The following is a 21,790-nucleotide window of genomic DNA, read 5'->3' as shown; positions in this document are numbered from 1 at the left end:
GGATTCCGGCTTTCGCCGGAATGACGGTATCGCGAGGTGTCAGTCTCGCGCTATCGAGCCACCAGCCGCTCACGCAACATCGCCGCAATAGCCGCCGTCTCGCGCAGCGGCTCGGTCGGCGTCGTCACCACATCCTCGATGTCATGCAGCCGTCCCGCCTCGAGCAACGCCTGATGAAAGCGCGCCAGTTTCTCGGGCAGCGTGCCCAGCACCAGGGTATGCACCGGACAACCCACCGCGCAGGCTTCGGACAACATGTTGACCGAGTCCGGCGTAACCACCAGTCGATCAGCCCAGCCCAGCACGCTCGGATACGGGTTGCCGCCGTCGTCCTGGCTGCCCCACACCAGCCCGGGCGCGCCGGCGAGTCGTTCGCGCAGGCGTTCCAGCAACGGCCGCGGCGTGCGGCGCGATGCGAGCGCGAGCAGGCTGCCTCCTTCGGATTGCTGACGCGCCAGCAATCGGTCGGCCAGGTGCGCGATGTAGTCCTCGTCGAACTGCACGCCGCGGCGTGGTCCACCCAGAAGCACGCCTACGCGCGGACCCGGCAGCCTGGCGAGGCCGGGATCGGCGTCGCGCCCGTCCTGCAACCAGCGATCGTCCACCGGATTGAGCGAGCCCAGCGTCTGCACCACATTGGGACCAACCAGATGGTCGTGGCGCGGGGCGATCACCAGATCCCAATGCGCCGGGTCGATGCGTGGGTCGAGAATCTGCACCGTGTAGCAGCGACCCTCGCTGAGACGCCGCAACAGTCGCGTATACATCGCTGCCTGTCGGCCACAGCCGATGGCGACGGTGGGCCAGGGCGATGCGAATTGCCGACGCTGCGTCTCGGTGAGCGCGAGGCGGGCTCCGGCGGCCAGCCGTGGCGACAGCCATGACCATGGCGCGCGAGGCTCCAGCTGCAGGTGGCGCACCGGCAGCTCCAGCATCTCGGCCAGGGCAAGGGCCTGGCGTTGGTTGCCCGCAGCGGCGTCGGTGATTACCCAGCAGTCGCCTGCGGACTTCGTCATGAAGCCGTCACCGGGGGCATTGTTTCTCCAGACTGCACAGTTCGTTTCATTCGCCCGGGTCCAGTTTGCCCGCGAGCGCGCTTAAACTGGGCGCTCGTTGCGCCGAAGTGGGCGCGCCATGATCAAAGGATACCCATGAGCGAGTTGCTTTCCGAGGCCGCCCTCGACCAGTTGTTCCGCACCGCGCGCACATTCAACGCGTGGCTGCCCAAGGAAGTGAGCGACGCCCAGTTGCACCAGCTCTACGAACTGGCCAAGTTCGGCCCGACCAGCGCCAATTCCTCGCCGACGCGCCTGGTGTTCGTGAAGTCCAAGGAAGCGAAGGACAAGCTCGCCCCGTTCCTGTCGGAGGGCAACCGCGCCAAGACCCTGGCCGCCCCGGTCACCGCCATCGTGGCCACCGACTACGCCTTCTACGAAAAGCTGCCGCAGCTGTTCCCGCATGCCGACGCGCGTAGCTGGTTCGTTGGCAACCAGCCGCTGATCGACACCACCGCGTTCCGCAACGGCACCTTGCAGGGCGCCTACGTGATCATGGCCGCCCGCGCGCTGGGGCTGGATTGCGGCCCGATGTCCGGCTTCGACAATGCCGGCGTGGACGCGACGTTCTTCGCCGGCTCCACGGTCAAGTCCAATTTCCTGGTCAACATCGGTTATGGCGACGCCAGCCGTGACCTGTTCCCGCGCAGCCCGCGCCTTGCGTTCGACGAGGCGTGCCGGATCGCCTGATCGCCCGGCACACGCCCACGTTTCATGCCGTCCCCAACCCTTGTGGAGAAAAGTCAGATGCGTGCACTTCGTTACGTCCTTCTCGCCGGCCTGCTCGGCGCCGCCGTTACCGCCCAGGCCGCCCCGGTTACCTACACCATGGACCCGGGCCACACCTATGTGCTGTTCAGCTGGAACCACTTCGGCTACTCCAACCCGACCGCGAGCCTGAGCCTGGGCGAGGGCACCATCGTGTTCGACGACAAGGATCCGTCCAAGTCGTCGGTGAACGTGACCCTGCCGCTGGCCAACCTCGACACCCATGTGAGCAAGCTCGACGAGCACCTGAAGAAGGCGGACTTCTTCGATGCCGAGAAGTACCCGGACATCACCTTCAAGAGCACCAAGGTCGAAGCGGCCGGCGGCAACAAGTTCAAGGTCACTGGTGATCTCACCGTTCACGGCGTGACCAAGCCGGTGGTGCTCGACGCCACGCTCAACAAGAGCGGCCTGCATCCGATGATGAAGGTGCCGGCCGTGGGCTTCGACGCCACCGCCATGATCAAGCGTTCGGACTTCGGCGTGGGCGCTTACGTGCCGAACGTCAGCGACGAGATCCAGGTGCACATCACCACCGAGGCGTCGGTGCCGAAGACCGAAGCCACCAAGTAAGGCGTTCGCCCTCGCTGGGCAAAAAAAGAAGCCCGCACCAATCCCGGTGCGGGCTTTTTGCTGGGTACTACGCTCGGGATCACTGGTTGCTCACGCCCTCGTTCTTGAGCGTTTCGAGCTTGTCGAGGTCCACGCCGCCCACCACCTGCTTGAGCAGGTCGATGCTGTCGGCGTTGCCGCTGGCTTTGACGGTGTAGCGCTGGGCGACGATCACGCCGTATTCGCCACTCTTGCTCTGGCTGTCCCAGGATTCGTGCACGAGGCGCCCGTTGCTGGTGTAGGTCTTCTGGTAGCCGTGCTCGGTCTGCTGTTCGGAATCGGGGGCGATCGCGCTGGCCATGGCCATCATGCCGCGCATGTTGCCGGTGTCGGCCACTTCCAGCTGCACATCGTGGCCCTGGCCGTCGCCGTAGTCCGCGCGGGCGGTGGTGACCAGCACGCCCATCGAATCATTGCGCTGCGCCGAGAAGTTCTCGCGCTTGAGGCCGGCCAGTGTCTCGGGCAGGAAGGCCTTGATGGCATCCGGGGACAGTGACTGCACCTGGCCGCCGCCGGGCTTCTGCGCGTCGGCGATCTCCTTGCCGGCCTGCTGTGCGCCCTGGCTCATCGCAGCGATCTTGCCCAGCGCCGTGTTGGGATCGACCGCGACTTCGCCGCCGTGGCCGTCGCTGACGCGCAGGCTGGTCATCGAGGCGCCGCCCAGGGTCGCCGTGCCGATCATGGCGGCCACCGTCAGGCCAATGATCCAGCTCAGCACGATGGCGATGATGACGGTCACCGCGGTATAGCCGCCGGCCTTGTCCTGTGGGCAGCGCATGGTGTGGGGCAAGCCGAGGTAGAGCAGGTAGATGCCGTAGATCACGCCGGCGATGGCCACCAGCCAGCCGATCCACGGAAGGATCACGCCGACGCCGCCCACCCATCCGGCGGTCCAGGCGTAGGCGACCGACTTGAGTCCCTGCAAGGGATCCTTCTGGCCGCCAAAAGTCGGGGCCAGCGCGTTGACCACCAGCGCCACCACGTAGGTCGCCAGCAGGGTCAGCAGGTAACGCAGCACCATGCCCAGCAGTCCCATGCCCAGCGGCAGGTGCAGATTCACGCCAACGGCGCCGTAGCCGATCAGGCTGCCCTTGATGAAATGGGCGATCGCCGGCAGCGCCGCCACGATGCAGATGTAACCGCGATACAGACCCGCGACGCTGTCGGGCTCGGCGGCTATCACCGGCCACTCGGTCTGGGGCGTGCTGAGGATCGCCTTGATGCGGCTGAAGATCTTTGCAAAGTCCATGGCAGTCCTTCCGGGCCGGGCTCGAATGCGCACCGGACGCGGTGCGACCGGGAACCTCCCCTGCGCGCGCATTCTCAGGCGGCCTCGCGACCACCCGACATTGGTCGCACGGACTATGTCCTAAGGCGAGGCAAGTTCGCGTGAGTCGTGGCGGCCATGGGCCGGCCTGCTAACATGGTGGATTCGGTATCCAGATGGAGTTTTCCCCCATGTCGCGTTCCCCTGCGGCTGCCCCGCTGATCCCGGCGAATGCCGAAAATCGTTATGAAGTGACGCGCGCGGACCTTCCGCTGTCCTGCCCGATGCCCGGAATGGCCCTGTGGAACTCCCATCCGAAGGTGTATCTGCCGATCGTCGACGATGGCGGCGAGTCCACATGTCCTTATTGTGGCGCGCATTACGTGCTGCGGGACTGAGTTTCAGCCTGACGGTTGCAACTGAAATATTCGTCATCGCCGTTTTAGGCACGATTGCTGCTTGCCTCTAGGGATGAAGGCACCTTTTGAACCCATCATGTCAGCAATCGCCACGCCAGTGAGGTCGTTGACCGTCGTGCAGCTGATCCCTGCCCTGGACGCGGGCGGGGCGGAGCGTTCCGCTCTGGAAATCGGCCGCGCGCTGGTCCAGGCGGGGCATCAGTCCGTCGTGATCTCGGCGGGCGGTCGCATGGTGGCCCAGTTGGAAGCCGAGGGCAGCCGCCACATCACGCTGGATGTTGGTCGCAAGTCCCTAGGCACGCTGATGAAAGTGGGCGCACTGCGGCGCGTGCTGCGTGAGCTCAAGCCGGATATCGTGCACGCCCGCTCGCGCCTGCCTGCCTGGCTGGGCTGGTGGGCGATCAAGGGGCTCAAGCCGGCCCCGCATTTCGTCACGACGGTGCACGGCCGGAACTCACCGGGGCGCTACAGCGCCATCCTGTTGCGCGGCGAGCGGGTCATCGCGGTGTCGCAGACGCTTCGAGACTTCATGCTCAGCCATTACCCGTGGCTGGAGCCGGCCCGCGTGCGGGTGATCCCCCGCGGCATCGACCCGGACGCTTTCCCCTATGGGCATCGCCCCGACGACGGCTGGAACAAGGCGTTCTTCGCCGAATACCCGGCCCTGGCGGGCGCCCCGCTGCTCACGCTGCCCGGTCGGGGCACGCGGTTGAAGGGTCACCACGACGCCGTCGAGCTGCTGGCCGAACTGAAGCGCCGCGGCATCGACGCGCGGCTGCTGCTGCTGGGCGTGATCGAGCCCGGCCGCGAAGCCTACGTGGAAGAGTTGCGCAGCCTGATCCGCGAGCGCGGCCTGGAATCGCAGGTGGTGCTGACGCCGCCGCGTTCGGACATCCGCGACATCTATGCGATCTCCTCGCTGGTGCTGCAGCTGTCCAACAAGCCGGAGTCGTTCGGGCGCACGGTCATCGAGGCCTTGTCGTTGTGCCGCCCGGTGCTGGGCTATGCCCACGGTGGCGTCGGCGAGCTGCTGTCCGAGCTCTATCCGGCCGGCCGCGTGCCGCCGGCCGATCGCGAGCGTCTGGTCGAACGTGCGGCCGAACTGCTGCGCGTGGCGCCGCCGATCCCGATGCTGCAGAGCTATCGCCTCAGCGACATGCAGCAGGCCACCCTGGCCCTGTACGACGAGATCGCCGCCGCCTGAGTCCGCGCGGATCGATGGAGCGGCGACGTCACCTACAATGCGTGCGCCGCGACCACATCCTGTCCGCATGAATTCATTCGTTCCCGCCCTGAAGGCAGCCCTGCGCTCGCCACTGCTGCCATTCTGGCTTGTCATCGCGCTGTTGCCGTTCGGGCGCAGCTCCGAGCTGGGAACCTTCCTGTGCCTGGTCGGCGTGGTGCTGCTGTTCGTAAGACACCCCTCGGCCCTGCGCGAGCATGCCGGCGCCCGTTTGCTGTTGTGGTTGCTGGCCGCTTACGTGGCGGCGGCGCTGATCTCGGCGGTCGACTCAGTGGCGCCCAGCAAGAGCTGGTCGACCGTGGCCGCGCTGCTGCGCTACGTGCCGCTGGGGTTGTACGCCTGCTTTGCGATCCGCCGCGAGGAAAAGCTCGATGCGCTGTACCTCGCCGTCGCCGTGGTGGTGGCCCTGTGGGCCGTGGATGCCTGGGTGCAGGCGGTGACCGGCTGGAGCCTGGGCGGGCGAGCCGAGGCGGAGCGCATCTCCGGCATCTTCGGCGCCACCAACCTCAAGCTGGGCCCCACGCTGTCGGTGCTGTCGCCGTTCGTGCTGTGGACGGCCCACCGTCGATGGGGCCTGCGTGGATTGATGTTGGCCTTCCTGCTGCTGCTGGGGCCGGTGCTGCTGTCGGGCTCGCGTGGCTCGTGGGTGTGCTACGCGCTGGTGACGCTGGGTTTTGCCTGGCGAGTCACCGGATCGCCGTTGCGCTTCCTCGCCGCGACCGGGCTGGGCCTCGCGCTGCTCGTGCTGGCCGGTGGCGTGGCCTGGAAGACCTCGGACCGCTTCCAACTGCGCATGGAGCGCACGCTGCAGGCGCTCCAGGGTTCGGACCAGGGGCTGGACACCGCCTTGAGCGGGCGCCTGGACATCTGGCGCACCAGCCTGTCGATGTTCAAGGCGCACCCGATCAACGGTGTGGGCGTGCGCGCCTTCCGCAACGCTTATCCGGCCTATGCGCCGGCCAATGACCACTTCGTGGTGTCGGATGAGGCCTGCGGGGTGGGCGAGGGCGCCTGCCACGCGCATCAGTGGGTGCTGGAGGTGCTCACCGAGACCGGCACGCTGGGGATGCTGTGCTGGCTGGCGGCGATCGGCGCCGCGCTGGCGGCCTGGCGGCGCGTGGGAGCGACGCCGCGTAGCCGCGCGTTCCCGGTCACGCTCGCGTTGGGCGTGATGCTGTTTCCGCTCAATACGCACCTGGCCTTCTACTCAGCCTGGTGGGGCCTGCTGTTCGCCTGGCTACTCGGCCTGTGGTGCGCGGCGCTGTACGTGCACCCGGCGCAGCGGGGAACCGCGGCATGAAGCGCGAACCACTTTCAGTCGTGGTGATCACCTACAACAACGGTGACACGCTGGATGCCTGCCTGAGCCAGGTCGACTGGGCGGACGAGATCGTGGTGCTGGATTCGGGCTCCAGCGACGACACCGTGGATATCGCACGCCGCCATGGCGCGCGGGTGGCGGTGCATCCGTTCGACGACTACGGCCCCCAGAAGCAGCGGGCCTACGACCTGGCCAGCCACGACTGGATCCTCAATCTCGACGCGGACGAACTCCTCTCGCCAGGCACGCGCGAGGAGATCGAGCGGGCGCTGGTGGGGCCGCGCCATGCCGGTTTCCGCCTGCCGCGGCGCGAGCGCATGTTCTGGACGGTGCAGCACCGCTGGAGCTGGCGCAACGGTCACCTGCGCCTGTTCGACCGTCGGCGTGGCGGGATGAACGACGTCGAGGTGCACTCTGCCGTGGAGGTGCGCGGCAAGGTGAAAACCCTGTGGCGCGCCGACTTCGTCAATGACGGCGACGGCGACATCGCCACCCGGGTCGAAAAGATCAACCGCTACACCTCCGGCATGGTGGCGTACAAGCTGCGCAAGCAGCAGCGCTTCACCGGGTTGCGCATGGTGTTCTACCCACCGGTGTTCTTCCTGCGCCAGTACATCGGCAAGCGTTATTTCCTTAACGGCTGGGCCGGTTTCATCGCGAGCGTCACTGGCGCGTTCTATGCATTTTTAAAGTACGCCAAGCTGCACGAGGCGCGCGAGCGGGATGCGCGGCGCGTGAAGTAGCGTTGCGACGCGATCTTCTTGGACGTTTAGCCGTCCAAGCGAAAATGGTCGCAAGTTGCCTCGGCTGTTCATGGCGCATTTACCAACGTGATGACAGACGGCGTGATTTCTTGTCTTGCCGAAATTTCCTTCTTTTCGACACAACTGCGAGGCAACGCCATTGCGTCGTCAATGGCGCGTCAATTCGCGCATCATGGCGAATGAACTTGCGCAGTCATGGTCATGTTTACAGTGTTGTCGTGGTGTCGCGCCATTGCGCCCTAACGCGATGAATTCCATCGGGTTGCTGCAAGTGGTTCCGTTTATTCGCGCCTGACTGCGCGTAAGCATTGCGATGTCGGTCGTGCAGTTCCTACACTCCGCACGTTTCACTGCTTGTTACAGCGCGCAGGCTTTTGTGGCTGCCTGACGCTTCGGGTGAGGGGTCGATTTATTTCGAGCGGGATCGAGCGTGCCGTTGTGGCGACGGCGCGACGGGGATGTTTTTGCCTGTTGCATCGCGCGAAGGAAAAAGGAGGTCAGGCGGACCAAAGCGGTCGTGGGAATCCATCCAGGGGGATTGCTTGTTTTCATCGGATCTTTCAAGGAGACGTTTCATGAAAATCGAGCACCTGTACCTGTGTGCGGCCATGTCATTGGCCCTCGCAGGGTCGCCGGCCATTGCGGCGGCGCAGAGCAACGCAGCCACTGCCGACCTCAATACGGCCGAGGCGCCCAGGGTGACCCAGACAGTCGACAATCGCGTCGTCTCGTCGCTGCAGCACACCCATCTGGCCCTCGTCGACGGCGCCACGCCGACCCAAAGCGTCGCTGACACCACGCCCATGAACCACATGCACCTGATCCTTCAGCGCAGTGCGCAGCGCCAGTCCGCGCTGGATGCGTTGATCGCCGCCCAGCACGACCCGAGTTCGCCGAAATTCCACCAGTGGGTGACGCCCGAGCAGTTCGGCAAGGCCTTCGGCGTCGCCGACGCCGATGTCACCGCCACGACCAACTGGCTGCGTTCACAGGGCTTTACCGTCAACGGCGTGTACCCGAACAAGCTGCAGATCGACTTCAGCGGCAGTGCCGGCCAGGTGAGGCAGGCATTCCACACGACGTTGCAGCGCTACAAGATCAACAACGACAGCCATATCGCCAACGCCACCGACATCAGCGTGCCGTCGGCGCTGAAAAGCGTGGTGGTGGGCGTCGCTGGTCTCAACGACATCCATCCGCAACCGCAGCACGTGGCGCCGAAGATCGGCCAGTTCAGCGCCTCGACGCAGAAGTTCATGCTCAAGGAGGCCACGGCTTCGGCCTCGGGCGCCAATCCGCAGGCGGTGAACTTCACCAACGGGGCGCGCGGCCTGGTGCCCTATGACGTGAACAAGATGTACGGCACGGATCAGCTGTACGCGGCCGGTCTCACCGGCCACGGCATCACCATCGCCCTGGTCGAGGACAACTCGATGGTGCCGGATGACTGGACCAACTTCGTCAGCCAGTTCAACCTCGGCGGGTATGGCGGCACGTTCACCCAGTTCCAGCCGCAGGCTACCGGCTTCACCAACTGCATCGACCCCAACTCGATCTACGGGCAGGAGGACGACTTCGAGGCACTGCTGGACGCCGAGTACTCCACGGCGATGGCCCCGGGCGCCACCATCTGGCTGGCCAGCTGCGCGGATGAGAATTCCACCAACTTCTTCGGTGGCGTCTTCACGGCTGCAACCAACCTGATCAACGGCCCGAACCGGCCCAACATCATCAGCGCCAGTTATGGCTACGGCGAGGGCTACACCGACGCCGCCAGCAAGACGGCGATTGACCTGATGTGGGCGCAGGCCGATGCGGAAGGCATCTCGGTGTTCGTGTCGAGCGGCGACTCGGGCTCCAACCCGAGCTTCAACGGCTTCTTCATCAACAGCGCGGGCATCGACGCGAATGCCTTCGGCACCTCGCCGAACGACACCGTGGTCGGTGGCACCGACACGGCCGACATTCTCGACGGCACCACCAAGAAGTACTTCAGCTCGAGCTTCAACACGGTCTACGGCTCGGCCTTGTCGTACGTGCCTGAAATTCCGTGGAACCAGTCCTGCGGCAACGAAGTGGCGGCCAAGTCGCTGGGCTATGCGAGTTCGCTGGCGTTCTGCAAGGCCTACGAGAACTTCGATCCGTACGGCTACTACATCACCTCCGAGGCCGGCAGCGGTGGTCCCTCGTCAGTGGACTACAAGCCGGCGTGGCAGCGGCAGGTGCACAACGCCGAGAAGGACCAGTCGCGCGACGTGCCTGACGTGGCGTTGTTCGGCGGTTCCTATGGCGGCTACACCTGGGTGATCGTGTGCTCGTACTACTATCCGTGCACCCCGGGCTTCACCGGCCCGACCGCGCTCATTGGCGGCACGTCGCTGTCCTCGCCGATGTTTGCCGGCATCCAGGCGTTGATTGACCAGGGTCTGGCGGCCAAGGGGCTGCCCGCGAGCCAGGGCAATGCTGCTCCCACGCTGTATGCGTTGGCGGCTGAAGAGTACGGCGGCGCCAAGGGTGGCGTACCGGCCAGCCTGGCGGCGTGCAGCGCCGACAATGGCACGAAGGGCACCGGCAAGTGCGTGTTCCACAACATCACGCGCGGCAGCATCGCGACCCAGTGCGTGCAGCAGTTGCCCTACGTGGTGACGCCCGATTGCTACTTCTACGGGACGTTGCCGCAGGCGATCTATGGACCGATCCAGGTAGGCCTGACGTCCACCAACGTCAGCAAGTACAACGCGACCACCGAGGCGTATGCCGCGCGGCCGGGTTGGAGCTTTGCTTCGGGCCTTGGCTCGGTCAACGCCTACAACCTGCTCAGCGCCTGGAAGGCGTTCGTCAACGTGCAGTAATGGCGCAAGATCGGACATCCCCGGCGCATGCCGGGGATGTCTTCTTTGGCATCAGCCGTTCAGGCGGCCCGGGGAAGGCGCAGCGGCTCCTCCCGCAACGCAGCCAGCAGTTGCGCGCAGGCTTCGCGACGCAACGCCTCGCGTCGACGGAACGCGGAGCGGTGCTTGCTTTCCACCTGCGATTCGTCGCGTTCGCTTTCGGCGGTGGGCAGCTCGAAGAAGCCGTCCGGCTGCAGCACGCCCTGACATTCCTCCCAGAAGCTGTCGTAGTCCGCCTTGATCTTGTCGTCCTCGCCAGCGAACGGATGCGCCAGGTTCGACACGCCGCGCACGCGCATCGCGCCGGTGTAGCTGCCGAAGGCCAGCAGCAGGGAGAACAGGAGGTTTTTCGGGCGCAGGCCATGGCACTGCTTGGTCAGCTCGCGTACCGCCTCGCGCCCCAGCTCCGCTGCAGCGCCCTGCAGGCAGCCCACCAGCAGCGTGCGCCCGTCATCGGCCACGCTGAAGGTCACCGAGGACAACAGCTGCCCCTGCGTGTTGGACAGGCACAGAGCCAGTTCGCCTTCGCGGCTGCGACCCAGTGGCCGGCGCAGTTCCAGCAACAACTGGCCGCCGTCCTTGAGCATGACGGCGCCCAGCTCGCTGCGGCCGCGCAGATACACCGCATCCACGATCGCGCGGGGCAGTTGGCTGAAGGCGTAGCGGTAGTGGCTGCTGATCACCGCCATGCGCTGGGCGCGGCCAAGCCGACGGTTGATGTAGTGGTGGTGCCAGCGCTCATGCAGGCGCGGATCGTGCGCAAGGTATGCGCTCAGGCGCGGGGAACCATACAACTCGCCCAGCCAGGCGGACTGGCGACGCGGCATGCAGGTGCTGCGGGCGACGTACTTGAGGCCGGCGACGAGGCGCTTGGACCACGGGCCACGCCAGTCACCGCGCTGACGCAGTGAGCGTAAGAACAACTGGATGGACATGCGGGGAGTGTCGGGGAGAACACGGCGGGGTATTCAAGCAGACTGTCGTCGTTCTGTCACATACCAAGAAGCCGCAGCGCCGCCCATAGGGCACGTCTTGAAGCGCCTGCACGCCCACGGGGGCGGCTCGGGCGCGGCGGGCGCCTTGTCGTCGATGCATACCTGGTGTTGTTGAACACATGGGTGCTGGGCGGGGCGCCCAGGCGCATCGCATGACCGGCCTTGCCAAGCGGGCGGACGCGGTGGAGTGAAATCGCCAGGGCGCCGGGCTGTCGCGCCAGATGGTGGGTCGTAATGATGGTGTCGCCGTCGTGCAGGTAACTCACCGTGCCGCGGATGTGGACCTTGTCGAACATCGCCTCGGCGTATTCCAGCCGCGCGCGACGCGACCGACTCGACATGGCGCTCGATGTCGCTACGCAGCGTGAAATTCATGACGCGAAATCACATCACACTCACGAAAATGTTCGTCGAAGCGGAGAATGTCCTGCGATCCATGCAACACGCGCGTAGCGCGGAGCTTGGTGACATTCAGATTGCATTTACGAACGTGATGATGACACACGCGATTTCCTGCCTCGACGAAATTTCCTTCTTCACGAGCAACGCAAGCGCTCATGCCATCGCGCTGTGAACGACACGTCAATCCGTCAGTTTCGGCGGATGAAATTGCGTGGCCATGGTCATGGTTGGCCGTTGCACCGGCTTCGTGCAAAGCCACGATAAAGCGATGATTGCGTTGCAATTTCGAGAGTTCAGTCGCTGAAGCGCACATTTTGACAGCGCTGTCATTGCAACGACATTCCCGCCATTCCTACACTCGAAGCCGCTGTGGGGAGTGATCGCGAACAGGCGTCGGTAGCTGCCTTTCGCTTCGTGTGAAGGGACTGTTTATTCCAGTGGATACGTGCGTGCCATCGAGGCGATGGCGCGACGGACGCGTTTTGCCTGTCAACAACGCGAGTCGGAAAGGAGGGCATGGGGGGTCATGCGGTTGCGAGAACCAAGACAGGGGGAACTGGCTTGTTTTCAACCGACACATCTTGGGAGACGTTTTCATGAAGAGCGGGCATTTGTACCTGTGTGGGGCCATGGCTTTGGCCCTCGCGGGGATTCCGGTCGTATCGTCGGCGCAGAGCAACGCAGCGCTTGCAGGCATCAACACGGCCGAAGGGCCGAGAGTGACGAAGACGGTGGACAGCCGCGCGCTATCTGCGCTGCCCCACACTCATCTGGCGGTCGTGGACCGATCGACTCCGACCCAGAGTGTGGACGACGCCACGCCCATGGCCCACCTGCACCTCGTCCTGCAGCGCAGCGCGCAGCGGCAGGCCGCGCTGGAAGCATTGAGCGCCGCGCAGCACGATCCGAAGTCACCAAAGTTCCACCAGTGGGTGACGCCTGATCAGTTCGGCCAGGCCTTTGGCGTGGTCGATGCCGATATTGCCGCCACCACGGCGTGGCTCCGCTCGCAGGGCTTCACGGTGAACAGCGTCTTCCCGAACAAGCTGGAGATCGACTTCAGCGGCAATGCCGGGCAGGTCAAGCGCGCGTTCCATACCACGATGAACCGTTACACGATTGACGGCGCCTCGCACATCGCCAATGCCACCGACATCAGCGTGCCATCGGCGTTGCAGAGTGTCCTGGCTGGCGTGGCCGGTCTCAGCGACATCCATCCGCAGCCGCAGCATGTGGCGATCAAGGTCGGACAGTTCGACGCTGCTACGAAGACTTTCAAGTCGAACAACGCTACGACGTCCGCTGCGAGCGCCAGCCCCATGGCGTCGACTCTCCCCAGTGGGGCGCGCGGCCTGGTGCCCTATGACATGAGCAAGATGTACGGCGCCGATCAGCTGTACGCGGCCGGCATAACTGGCAGCGGCATCAACATCGCCGTGGTCGAGAACGCCGGCATGCAGCCCGGCGACTGGTACAACTTCGTCAGCCAGTTCGGCCTGTTCGGCTATGGCGGCACGTTCCAGGAATTCCAGCCCCAGGCCACCGGGTTCACCACTTGCGAAAATCCGGGCACGGGCTCAGATGCCGGCGAGACCGTCCTCGACGCGGAGTGGGCCACGGGCCTGGCGCCGGGCGCCAACATCTGGGTGGCCACGTGCAATGACACACCGACCTGGCCAGGCGAATTCGTTGCGGCGATCAACCTGATCAATGGCGCCAACCGGCCCAACATCATCAGCATGAGCTACGGCGTCAGCGAGCAGCGCGTGGATCCGGGCAGCAAGGCAGCCATCGATGCGCTGTGGGCGCAGGCCGATGCGGAAGGCATCTCGGTGTTCATATCGAGCGGCGATTCGGGTTCCAACCCGGACTTCAATGGGCAAACCATCATGGGTGAGGGCATTGGCGCGAATGCCTTGGCCACGTCACCCCATGACACCGCGGTTGGCGGCACCGATACTGCCGACATCCTCGATGGCACCACGTCCACTTACTTCAGCCCGACCGTCAATGCGGTATACGGCTCGGCGTTGTCGTACGTGCCGGAAATTCCGTGGAACATGTCGTGCGGCAACGAGGTGGCGGCCAAGGCGCTGGGTTACGCCAGCTCCATCGCCATGTGCACCGCATACGAGCAGCCCGGTTTCCAAGGCGAATACCCCACCGGTATCTCCGAAGCGTCAGGTGGCGGCCCTTCGTCGGTGGATGGCAAGCCGGCATGGCAGACGCTGGTCTACAACACGGCCAATGACCAGTCGCGCGACGTGCCCGATGTGGTCCTGTTCGGTGGCTCCTATGGCGGCTATACCTGGGCCGTCATTTGCACGCAGAACGAACCCTGCTCGCCGAACTTCGTCGCCCCCACCGCGTCCGTGGGTGGCACGTCGCTCTCCGCGCCCATGTTCGCCGGCATCCAGGCGCTGATCGACCAGGGCATGGCCGCCCAGGGCGGCTCGGCCTACCAGGGCAACGCCGCTCCCACGCTGTATGCGCTGGCTGCCCAGGAGTACGGCAGCGCTGATGGAAAGAAGCCGCCGCAGGGCCTGGCTGTCTGCAACGCGGACAGCAGTACCAAGGAGGCCCGCGGCTGCGTGTTCCACAACATCACGCGCGGTGGCATCGCGACGCAGTGCTGGCAGCAGCCGCCGTTCACGGTCACGCCTGACTGCTACGTCTACGCGCAGACGCCGGGTTGGCAGTACCCGTGGGAGTTCGGCCTGACGTCGACCAGCACGACCACGTACAACGCGACCACCGAGGCGTATGCGGCCCGCCCGGGTTGGAGCTTTGCCGCCGGTCTCGGCTCGGTGAACGCCCAGAATCTGCTCTGGGCATGGCAGGCGTACCTCAAGTAAGCCTGGCGATACGGCATCCCCGGCGGTGGCCGGGGATGCACTTCTCCCGACGGCTCACGTGCTTTGGGTGGCCGTCATCAGCCGGATGGATCCGTACACGCAGGGACTGTCTTCGGGACGGGTCTTGAAGCGCTTGTGCATGCATCGCTACCGCACAAGCGCGGCTAACTTGCCGCCGTTGCTGCGCCCACCGCGGATGTAGGGCGCATCGCGAACAGGCGTTGTTGGCTGCCTGTCGCCACGAGTCGAGGGTTGATTTCATTTCAGTGGAAACGCGCGTGCCATCGAGGCGATGGCGCTACAGACGCGCTTTGTCTTTCAACAACGCGAGTCGGAAAGGAGGGCAGGCGGATTCATGCGGTGGCGGTAACCAACACAGGGGGAACTTGCTTGTTTTCAACGGACCTATTCAAGGAGACGTTTCATGAAAAGCGAGCACCTGTACCTGAGCGTGGCCATTTCCCTGGCCCTTGCAGGACTGCCGGCCGTAGCGGCGGCGCAAAACAATGTTGCACTGGCCGATCTCAATACGGCCGAAGCTCCACGAGTGACGCAGACCGTCGACAACCATGCGGTGTCGACACTGCAGCGAACCCATCTGGCGATCGTCGAGCGCTCCACTCCCACCCAGAGCGTGGACGACGCCACGCCCATGAACCACATGCACCTCATCCTGCAGCCCAGTGCGCAGCGGAAGGCGGCGCTGAATGCGCTGATCGCCGCCCAGCATGATCCGAAGTCAGCGAAGTTCCACCAGTGGGTGACGCCCGATCAGTTCGGCCAGACCTTCGGCGTGGCCGACGCCGATATCGCCGCCACCAAGGCCTGGCTCGCTTCGCAGGGCTTCACGGTGAACGGCGTCTATCCGAACAAGCTGCAGATCGACTTCAGTGGCAATGCCGGGCAGGTCAAGCGTGCGTTCCATACGTCGATGAACCGTTACACGATCAACAAGACCACGCACATCGCCAACGCCACCGACATCAGCGTGCCGTCGGCGTTGCAGAGCGTCGTGGTGGGCGTGGCCGGTCTCAACGACATTCATCCGCAGCCGCAACACCAGGCGAAGAAGATCGGGCAGTTCAGCGCCGCCACGCAGAAGTTCAAGCTCAAGGAGGATGCGAATTCCTCTGCGGGCGCCAATCCCATGGCGGTTTACGCCAGTGGGTCGCGTGGCCTCGTGCCCTACGACATGAGCAAGATGTACGGCACCGATCAGCTGTACGCGGCCGGTATCACCGGCAGCGGCATCACGATTGCCCTGGTTGAGGACAACTCGATGCAGCCGTCCGACTGGAGCAATTTCGTGAGCCAGTTCGGGTTGGGCGGCTATGGCGGCACCTTCACACAGTTCCAGCCCCAGGCGACAGGGTTCACCAACTGTATGGATCCGGCCGCCAACTATCCGGAGGACGACGTCGAGGCGCTGCTCGACGCCGAATGGTCCACGGCGATGGCGCCGGGCGCCAACGTCTGGCTGGCCAGTTGCGATGACTCCAACTCCAACAACTTCTTCGGTGGCGTGTTCACCGCGGCGACCAACCTGATCAATGGCGCCAGCCGGCCCAACATCATCAGCGCCAGCTATGGCTTTGGTGAGGGCTTCACGGATGCCGCCAGCAAGACGGCGATCGACGCGATGTGGGCCCAAGCCGATGCGGAAGGCATTTCGGTGTTCGTATCGAGTGGCGACTCCGGTTCCAACCCGAGCTTCAACGGCTACGTGATCTACGGTTCGGGCGTTGACGCAAACTCCCTCGGCACCTCGCCCAACGACACGGTGGTTGGCGGCACGGATACGGCCGACATTCTCGATGGCACCACCTCGTCGTACTTCAGTCCGACCATCAATTCGGTGTACGGCTCGGCGCTGTCATACGTGCCGGAGATTCCGTGGAACATGTCGTGCGGCAACGAAGTGGCGGCCAAGTCGCTGGGCTTCGCCAACACCATTGCCTTCTGCCAGCTCTCCATGAAGCTGGATCCCTACGGCATCTACCTCACCTCCGAGGCGGGCAGCGGCGGTCCTTCATCGGTGGATGCGAAGCCGGCATGGCAGAAGCTGGTCTACAACGCGGCCAATGACCAGTCGCGCGACGTGCCGGATGTGGCCCTGTTCGGCGGCTCCTACGGTGGCTATACCTGGGCGGTCATCTGCACGTACTACGAGCCCTGCACGCCGAACTTCACCGGCAACACTGCGCTCGAGGGTGGCACGTCGCTGTCGGCGCCGATGTTCGCCGGCATCCAGGCGCTGATTGACCAGGGCCTTGCGGCCAAGGGCCTGCCGGCCAACCAGGGCAACGCGGCTCCGGCGCTGTATGCGCTGGCTGCCCAGGAGTTCGGCAACGCGCAGCAAAAGAAGGCGCCAGAAAGCCTGGACGTCTGCAGCGCGGACAGCGACAAGAAGAAGTCGGCTGCGTGCGTGTTCCACAACATCACGCGCGGCAGCATCTCGACGCAGTGCGTGCAGCAGATGCCTTATGTGGCCACGCCTGACTGCTTCTTCTACGGCCAGCTGGCCGATGGGGTCACGGAGGGCCTGACGTCCACCTCCCTGAGCACGTACGACGCGACCACCGAAGCGTATGTGGCGCGCCCGGGCTGGAGCTTTGCCGCCGGCCTTGGCTCGGTGAATGCAGTGAACCTGCTCGGTGCATGGAAGGCCTACCTCAACGTCCAGTAACCCTGGCCATACAGCATCCCCGGCGCCTGCCGGGGATGCTTTTCGCTGACGGCCACCGTGTCCTGGGTAGTCGTCGGCGGCGGGATCGATCAGTAGATGGAGGGACTGCCTTCAGGGCGCGTCTTGAAGCGCTTGTGCACCCACAGGTATTGCTCGGGCGCGGCGCGCACCATGTCTTCGATGCACACGTTGACGCGCGCGGTATCGTTGAGCACGTCGGTGCTGGGGAATGCTTCCAGCGGCGCGCCCAGGCGCATGGCATAGCCCGCGTTGCCGGGCAGGCGGCGGTGGTGGAAGGGGATCACCAGCGCGCCGGACATCCGCGCCAGATGATGGGTCGCGGTGATGGTGGCCGCCGGCACGCCGAAGAACGGCACGAACACGCTGTCCTTGCTGCGCATGTCCTGGTCGGGCGCGTACCACAGCGTGCCGCCGCTGCGCAGATGCTTCACCGTGCCGCGGATGTCGTCCTTGTCGAACATCGCCTCGGCGTAGTCAAGTCGCGCGCGCAGCACCACCCACTCGAACACCGCCGAATCCATCCTCCGGTACATGCCGGAGATGCGGATACGCTGCGAGACCAGCCGCGCACACAATTCCAGGTGGGAGAAGTGGCCGCCCACGAGCAGCACGCCCTTTCCCTGGGCGCGGGCCGCTTCCAGATGTTCCAGGCCCTCGACCTGGACCGGCACATTGGCGATCGCCCGTTCGCTGCCCAACCAGCCTAGAGCGAATTCCACCATCATCATGCCGATGTCGCGCAGATGCGCGTTGGCCAGCGCGGCCTGCTCGGCCTTCGACAGCTCGGGAAAGCACAGCGCGATGTTGGCTTCGGCGATCTGGCGCCGCGGCGAGGGTACGTGCTGCACCAGCCGCCCCAGCAGCCTCCCAAGGCCAAGCAGCCATGGCCGCGGCAGGCGCGCGATCAGCCACACCACGCCAGCGCCGACCCAGGCGGGCCAGTGTTGGGGTGCAAGCAGGGAGCGCGGGAGCGCGGGGCGGGACATGCCAGGCATTGCGCGCATTGTAAGGAACAAGCCAAACCGAGGCGAGCCGCGCCGCGAGCCGCGTTGCCGCACCGGGACCATGCCCCGGGTGCTCGGGCGCGAGCCGATATACTGACGCACCATAACCAAGGGCCTGCCGTTGCGCTTCCTCTATACCCTCGTCGTGTACCTGGTGACGCCGCTGTTCCTGCTGCGGCTGTTTGCGCGTGGCGTGCGCTTTCGCGACTACCGCAAGCGCTGGCGCGAGCGCTTTGGCTTCTTTACCCCGCCCGGGTTCAGCGGCAGCCTGTGGGTGCATGCGGTGTCGGTGGGGGAGGTCAATGCGGCCGAGCCGCTGATCAAGGCGCTGCAACGCGACTACCCCAATGCGCCGATGGTGGTCACCACGGTGACGCCCACGGGATCCGAGCGCGTGCGCCAGTTGTTCGGTGACAGCGTTTTCCACGTCTACCTGCCGTACGACCTGCCGTTTGCGGTGAGGCGCTTCCTGCGACTCGTGCGGCCGCGGCTGGCGGTGATCGTCGAGACCGAGATCTGGCTGAACCTGTACTTCGCATGCCGCAAGCGCGGCATTCCGCTGATGATCGTCAACGCGCGCCTCTCCGAGCGCTCGCTGCGCGGCTACAAGCCGATGGGCAAGCTGGTGGCGCGCGCGCTGGGCTGCGTGCGGCAGATCGCGGCGCAGTCGCGCACCGATGCGGCGCGCTATCGGGTGCTGGGCGCGAGCGCAGAGAAGATCGTCGTCACCGGCAACCTCAAGTTCGATATGCCGGTGCCGTACGACGCCGAGCTCAAGGGTGAGGAGCTGCGCCGGCAGTGGGGGCCGTTGCGACCGGTGTGGATCGCCGGCAGCACGCACGAGGGCGAGGAACTGCCTGTGCTCGAAGCGCACCTGGAGGTGCTCAAGCGCTGGCCGGACGCGCTGCTGCTGATCGCCCCCCGCCATCCGGAGCGCTTCAAGCTGGTGGAGAACTCCGCGCGCAGCCTGGGCTTCACGGTCGGCACGCGCAGCGGCGACCGGGTTCCGTCGGCAGTGCACAAGGTGTTCGTGATCGACGCCATGGGCGAGCTGATGCCGTTCTACGCCGCCTCTGACCTGGCCTTCGTCGGCGGCAGCCTGGTGCCGATCGGCGGGCACAACGTGCTGGAGCCGGCGGCCCTGTCCACGCCGGTGCTGGTGGGGCCGCATACATTCAATTTCGAGGAAATCACCCTCACCCTGATCCAGGAGGGCGGCGCCGTTCGCGTGCACACCGCCGAGGAGCTGGCGCCGGTGGTCTCGCAGTTGCTGCGCGACCAGCCCATGTGCGAGCACATGGGCGCCGCCGCGCGCATCGTGTTCGACAGCGAGCGCGGCGCGGTCCAGCGCGTGATGGGCATGATCGACGCGCTGCTGCAGGAATAGACGTCCATTCGTCGGCGCCATGACGACAAAGGCCGGGACAAGCCCGGCCTTTGCGTCTGTGCATGGTTGGCGGCGCGGCGGCTTACTGCAGCATCGCGTTGACCATCTCCATGTCCTTCAGGTCAATCGAACCTGCCGACTGCTTGAGCTCCAGCTCGTCCAGCACCAACGCGTGGCGCGACTGCGAGTAGCTGCTCTCGGCCTGGGTCAGGGTCTGAATCGCGTTGAGCACGTTCAGCATGGTCTGGGTGCCCACGTCGAAGCCGGCGCGGGTGGCTTCCAGCGCCTTCTGGCCCGATTCCACCGAGGCCTTGTTCGCTTCCACCTGGCTGATGCCCGAGAGCACCGAGCGGTAGAAGTTGAGAGTGTCGCGCACGACCTGGCGGCGGGTGGATTCCAGCGAATCCTGGGCCTCGTCGCGCTGGTAGATCGACTGGCGCACCCTCGACTGGGTGGCGCCGCCCGAGAAGATCGGAATGTTCACCTGCAGGCCGATCGTGGTGCCGTAGGCGCCGTTGCCGCGCACATCGGCGCTGCCCTGTTCCAGCCAGGTGGTGTCCTTGCCGCGCGACACCGAGGCGCTGAGCGTCGGCAGGTGGCCGGCGCGTGCCGAATCGATGCTGTGCTCGGCCGCTTCCACGTTGTACTGGTTGGCCTGGATGGTGGCGTTGGTCTTGAGCGCGGACTGCACCCAGGCGTCCGGATCGGCCGGGTTCGGCGGCGTCAGCGGCAGGTCCTCGCGCAGCTTCTTCAGATCGGTCACCGGCTTGCCGGTGATCTGGGTGAGCGCTTCCTTGGCGTCGTTGAGCGTGTTCTGCGCGGCGATGGTCTGCGCCTTGGCCAGCTCGTAGTAGGACTTCGCCTGATAGACGTCGGTCACCGCCGAGAGGCCCACCTTGAAGCGCTGGTCGGCTTGGTCATAGGCCTCCTTGAAGGCATCCTCGTTGGCCTTGGAGAACACGAGCGCGTCCTGGCTGGTGAGTACGCCGAAATAGGCCGTGGTGACGCGTACGTACAGCGCCTGCAGCGCCGCATCGTAGGTGGCGTCCTGCGACGACGCCTGCGAACGGGCGGCCGACAGGTTGGCCCACTGGCTCAGGTCAACGATGGACTGATCCAGGGTGGCGGACAGCGAACGCGTACGCGAATGCCCCTGACCCTGAATGGTGCCGTTGGCAAGGTTGGCGCCGGTGGACTGCTGCGTCACGCCGAAGCTGCCGTTGAGCTGCGGCAGCATCACCGCACGCGCCTGGGTGACGCCTTCCCCGGTGGCCAGTCGGGTGGCTTGCGCCTGCGACAGCACCGGATCATTGGCGCGGGCTTCTCGGTATGCATCCAGCAAGTCCTCGCTGTGGCCGGCCAGCGGTAGCGCCGACAAGGCCAGGGCGAGGGTCAGAAGCTTCAAGCGCATGGGTTGCCTCTTGTTTGGGGAATGGGGTCAGAAAACGAAGCGACGCGGCGGTTCGGCGTGCTGGAGGTACGGCAGGTCGGTTTCGAACAGCGCCTCTTCGCGGAAACGGCCGTTACCCTCGTGGGTCAGCAGCAGCACCTGCTGCACCGGTGACTCGCCGCGGACCACCAGCAGGCGGCCACCCGGCTTGAGCCAGGAAAGGAAGCGTTGCGGGATCTGGTAGACCGCGCCGGACACCACGATCGCGTCGAACAGGCCGTTCGGCTGCCAGCCGGCCACCGCTTCGCCGGTCTCCAGCTTGACGTTGGCGATGCCGGCCTTGGCCAGGCGCTCGCCCGCCGTCGCAATGAAATCGGCGTGGATGTCCACGCTGGTGACGCCGGCAGACAGCCTGGCCAGGCAAGCGGTGAGGAAGCCCGAGCCCGTGCCGATCTCCAGCACCTGGTCGGTCGGGGTGAGTTCCAGCGCCTGCAGCACGCGGCCCTCGACCACCGGCTTCATCATCACCTCGCCATGGCCGAGCGGCAGGCACAGGTCGGCGAAGGCCAGCTTGCGATGTTCTGTGGCAACGAAGTCCTCGCGGCGCACGCTGCCGAGCACATCAAGTACGCGCGCATCCAGCACCTCCCAGGGGCGCACCTGGTTCTCCACCATGTTGAGTCGCGCCTGTTCGAAGTTCATCGCCATCT

18 protein-coding genes are annotated in these 21,790 nt (G+C 65.3%); 11 read left to right on the top strand and 7 right to left on the bottom strand.

The window, feature by feature from the left end; all coding sequences use genetic code 11:
- Positions 1-50 precede the first annotated feature (50 nt).
- Positions 51-1,016, bottom strand: a complete 966-nt coding sequence (locus DVT68_RS19110; protein WP_114826809.1) for a mitochondrial fission ELM1 family protein — start codon at positions 1,014-1,016, stop codon at positions 51-53.
- A gap of 135 nt (positions 1,017-1,151) precedes the next feature.
- On the opposite strand from DVT68_RS19110, the gene DVT68_RS19105 reads away from it, so the two are divergent.
- Both DVT68_RS19105 and DVT68_RS19100 read left to right on the top strand, forming a co-directional pair.
- A complete protein-coding gene (locus tag DVT68_RS19105) occupies positions 1,152-1,745 on the top strand; it encodes a malonic semialdehyde reductase (RefSeq protein WP_114826808.1) in 594 nt (197 codons plus the stop codon).
- Positions 1,746-1,802: 57 nt separating this feature from the next.
- Positions 1,803-2,396: a YceI family protein gene (locus DVT68_RS19100; RefSeq protein WP_114826807.1), complete on the top strand. Its 594-nt coding sequence runs from the start codon at positions 1,803-1,805 to the stop codon at positions 2,394-2,396.
- 79 nt (positions 2,397-2,475) lie between these two features.
- Here the strand turns inward: DVT68_RS19100 and DVT68_RS19095 are convergent, their stop codons facing one another.
- Positions 2,476-3,684, bottom strand: coding sequence for a Yip1 family protein (locus tag DVT68_RS19095; RefSeq protein WP_114826806.1), 1,209 nt, complete (start codon positions 3,682-3,684; stop codon positions 2,476-2,478).
- A 209-nt stretch (positions 3,685-3,893) separates the two neighbouring features.
- Between DVT68_RS19095 and DVT68_RS19090 the strand changes: the two genes are divergently transcribed.
- The 5 genes from DVT68_RS19090 to DVT68_RS19070 all read left to right on the top strand — a co-directional run bounded on the left by DVT68_RS19090 (position 3,894) and on the right by DVT68_RS19070 (position 10,301).
- Positions 3,894-4,100, top strand: a complete 207-nt coding sequence (locus DVT68_RS19090; protein WP_199536147.1) for a zinc-finger domain-containing protein — start codon at positions 3,894-3,896, stop codon at positions 4,098-4,100.
- A 97-nt stretch (positions 4,101-4,197) separates the two neighbouring features.
- Complete coding sequence (locus tag DVT68_RS19085) at positions 4,198-5,325, top strand: glycosyltransferase (protein ID WP_114826804.1); 1,128 nt, start codon at positions 4,198-4,200, stop codon at positions 5,323-5,325.
- A gap of 67 nt (positions 5,326-5,392) precedes the next feature.
- On the top strand, positions 5,393-6,664 hold the full coding sequence (locus DVT68_RS19080; protein ID WP_114826803.1) for an O-antigen ligase family protein: 1,272 nt from the start codon (positions 5,393-5,395) through the stop codon (positions 6,662-6,664).
- A complete protein-coding gene (locus DVT68_RS19075; protein ID WP_114826802.1) occupies positions 6,661-7,428 on the top strand; it encodes a glycosyltransferase family 2 protein in 768 nt (255 codons plus the stop codon). The genes DVT68_RS19080 and DVT68_RS19075 overlap by 4 nt, the downstream gene beginning before the upstream one ends.
- A gap of 596 nt (positions 7,429-8,024) precedes the next feature.
- Positions 8,025-10,301 carry a S53 family peptidase gene (locus tag DVT68_RS19070; RefSeq protein ID WP_158543550.1) on the top strand — a complete coding sequence of 759 codons (2,277 nt, stop codon included), beginning with the start codon at positions 8,025-8,027 and terminating at the stop codon, positions 10,299-10,301.
- A gap of 59 nt (positions 10,302-10,360) precedes the next feature.
- Here the strand turns inward: DVT68_RS19070 and DVT68_RS19065 are convergent, their stop codons facing one another.
- Positions 10,361-11,275 carry a VirK/YbjX family protein gene (locus DVT68_RS19065; protein WP_114826800.1) on the bottom strand — a complete coding sequence of 305 codons (915 nt, stop codon included), beginning with the start codon at positions 11,273-11,275 and terminating at the stop codon, positions 10,361-10,363.
- Positions 11,276-11,331: 56 nt separating this feature from the next.
- On the bottom strand, positions 11,332-11,676 hold the full coding sequence (locus DVT68_RS20590; RefSeq protein ID WP_199536146.1) for a hypothetical protein: 345 nt from the start codon (positions 11,674-11,676) through the stop codon (positions 11,332-11,334).
- 8 nt (positions 11,677-11,684) lie between these two features.
- On the opposite strand from DVT68_RS20590, the gene DVT68_RS19055 reads away from it, so the two are divergent.
- The 3 genes from DVT68_RS19055 to DVT68_RS19045 all read left to right on the top strand — a co-directional run bounded on the left by DVT68_RS19055 (position 11,685) and on the right by DVT68_RS19045 (position 17,278).
- A complete protein-coding gene (locus tag DVT68_RS19055; RefSeq protein WP_114826799.1) occupies positions 11,685-11,909 on the top strand; it encodes a hypothetical protein in 225 nt (74 codons plus the stop codon).
- 424 nt (positions 11,910-12,333) lie between these two features.
- A complete protein-coding gene (locus tag DVT68_RS19050) occupies positions 12,334-14,592 on the top strand; it encodes a S53 family peptidase (protein ID WP_114826798.1) in 2,259 nt (752 codons plus the stop codon).
- A 424-nt stretch (positions 14,593-15,016) separates the two neighbouring features.
- A complete protein-coding gene (locus tag DVT68_RS19045) occupies positions 15,017-17,278 on the top strand; it encodes a S53 family peptidase (RefSeq protein WP_114826797.1) in 2,262 nt (753 codons plus the stop codon).
- 89 nt (positions 17,279-17,367) lie between these two features.
- Here DVT68_RS19045 and lpxL read toward each other — a convergent pair whose 3' ends face one another.
- Entirely contained in the window at positions 17,368-18,285 is a 918-nt protein-coding gene (lpxL, locus tag DVT68_RS19040) for an LpxL/LpxP family Kdo(2)-lipid IV(A) lauroyl/palmitoleoyl acyltransferase (RefSeq protein WP_425477538.1), read from the bottom strand.
- Positions 18,286-18,424: 139 nt separating this feature from the next.
- On the opposite strand from lpxL, the gene waaA reads away from it, so the two are divergent.
- The gene (gene waaA / locus DVT68_RS19035) at positions 18,425-19,690 is read left to right on the top strand and encodes a lipid IV(A) 3-deoxy-D-manno-octulosonic acid transferase (protein WP_114826795.1); all 1,266 of its coding nucleotides are present in this window, start codon (positions 18,425-18,427) and stop codon (positions 19,688-19,690) included.
- 82 nt (positions 19,691-19,772) lie between these two features.
- Here waaA and DVT68_RS19030 read toward each other — a convergent pair whose 3' ends face one another.
- Positions 19,773-21,101: a TolC family outer membrane protein gene (locus DVT68_RS19030; protein ID WP_114826794.1), complete on the bottom strand. Its 1,329-nt coding sequence runs from the start codon at positions 21,099-21,101 to the stop codon at positions 19,773-19,775.
- A gap of 27 nt (positions 21,102-21,128) precedes the next feature.
- Positions 21,129-21,788 carry a protein-L-isoaspartate O-methyltransferase family protein gene (locus DVT68_RS19025; protein ID WP_114826793.1) on the bottom strand — a complete coding sequence of 220 codons (660 nt, stop codon included), beginning with the start codon at positions 21,786-21,788 and terminating at the stop codon, positions 21,129-21,131.
- Positions 21,789-21,790 lie beyond the last annotated feature (2 nt).

This window comes from Dyella solisilvae, from assembly GCF_003351225.1.
GTDB classification, from domain to species: Bacteria; Pseudomonadota; Gammaproteobacteria; order Xanthomonadales; family Rhodanobacteraceae; genus Dyella; species Dyella solisilvae.
The sequence above is the reverse complement of the archived record's forward strand: the minus strand, read 5'-3'. Positions and strand labels throughout refer to the sequence as shown.

Bases quoted from the DNA above. Each gene is read 5' to 3' on its own strand.
- DVT68_RS19055 (WP_114826799.1), top strand. From the start codon at position 11,685: ATGTCGCTACGCAGCGTGAAATTCATGACGCGAAATCACATCACACTC.
- lpxL (WP_425477538.1), bottom strand. From the start codon at position 18,285: ATGTCCCGCCCCGCGCTCCCGCGCTCCCTGCTTGCACCCCAACACTGG.
- DVT68_RS19085 (WP_114826804.1), top strand. From the start codon at position 4,198: ATGTCAGCAATCGCCACGCCAGTGAGGTCGTTGACCGTCGTGCAGCTG.
- DVT68_RS19030 (WP_114826794.1), bottom strand. From the start codon at position 21,101: ATGCGCTTGAAGCTTCTGACCCTCGCCCTGGCCTTGTCGGCGCTACCG.
- DVT68_RS19025 (WP_114826793.1), bottom strand. From the start codon at position 21,788: ATGGCGATGAACTTCGAACAGGCGCGACTCAACATGGTGGAGAACCAG.
- DVT68_RS19080 (WP_114826803.1), top strand. From the start codon at position 5,393: ATGAATTCATTCGTTCCCGCCCTGAAGGCAGCCCTGCGCTCGCCACTG.
- DVT68_RS19075 (WP_114826802.1), top strand. From the start codon at position 6,661: ATGAAGCGCGAACCACTTTCAGTCGTGGTGATCACCTACAACAACGGT.
- DVT68_RS20590 (WP_199536146.1), bottom strand. From the start codon at position 11,676: ATGTCGAGTCGGTCGCGTCGCGCGCGGCTGGAATACGCCGAGGCGATG.
- DVT68_RS19100 (WP_114826807.1), top strand. From the start codon at position 1,803: ATGCGTGCACTTCGTTACGTCCTTCTCGCCGGCCTGCTCGGCGCCGCC.
- DVT68_RS19090 (WP_199536147.1), top strand. From the start codon at position 3,894: ATGTCGCGTTCCCCTGCGGCTGCCCCGCTGATCCCGGCGAATGCCGAA.
- DVT68_RS19105 (WP_114826808.1), top strand. From the start codon at position 1,152: ATGAGCGAGTTGCTTTCCGAGGCCGCCCTCGACCAGTTGTTCCGCACC.
- DVT68_RS19050 (WP_114826798.1), top strand. From the start codon at position 12,334: ATGAAGAGCGGGCATTTGTACCTGTGTGGGGCCATGGCTTTGGCCCTC.
- DVT68_RS19095 (WP_114826806.1), bottom strand. From the start codon at position 3,684: ATGGACTTTGCAAAGATCTTCAGCCGCATCAAGGCGATCCTCAGCACG.
- DVT68_RS19045 (WP_114826797.1), top strand. From the start codon at position 15,017: ATGAAAAGCGAGCACCTGTACCTGAGCGTGGCCATTTCCCTGGCCCTT.
- DVT68_RS19110 (WP_114826809.1), bottom strand. From the start codon at position 1,016: ATGACGAAGTCCGCAGGCGACTGCTGGGTAATCACCGACGCCGCTGCG.
- DVT68_RS19065 (WP_114826800.1), bottom strand. From the start codon at position 11,275: ATGTCCATCCAGTTGTTCTTACGCTCACTGCGTCAGCGCGGTGACTGG.
- DVT68_RS19070 (WP_158543550.1), top strand. From the start codon at position 8,025: ATGAAAATCGAGCACCTGTACCTGTGTGCGGCCATGTCATTGGCCCTC.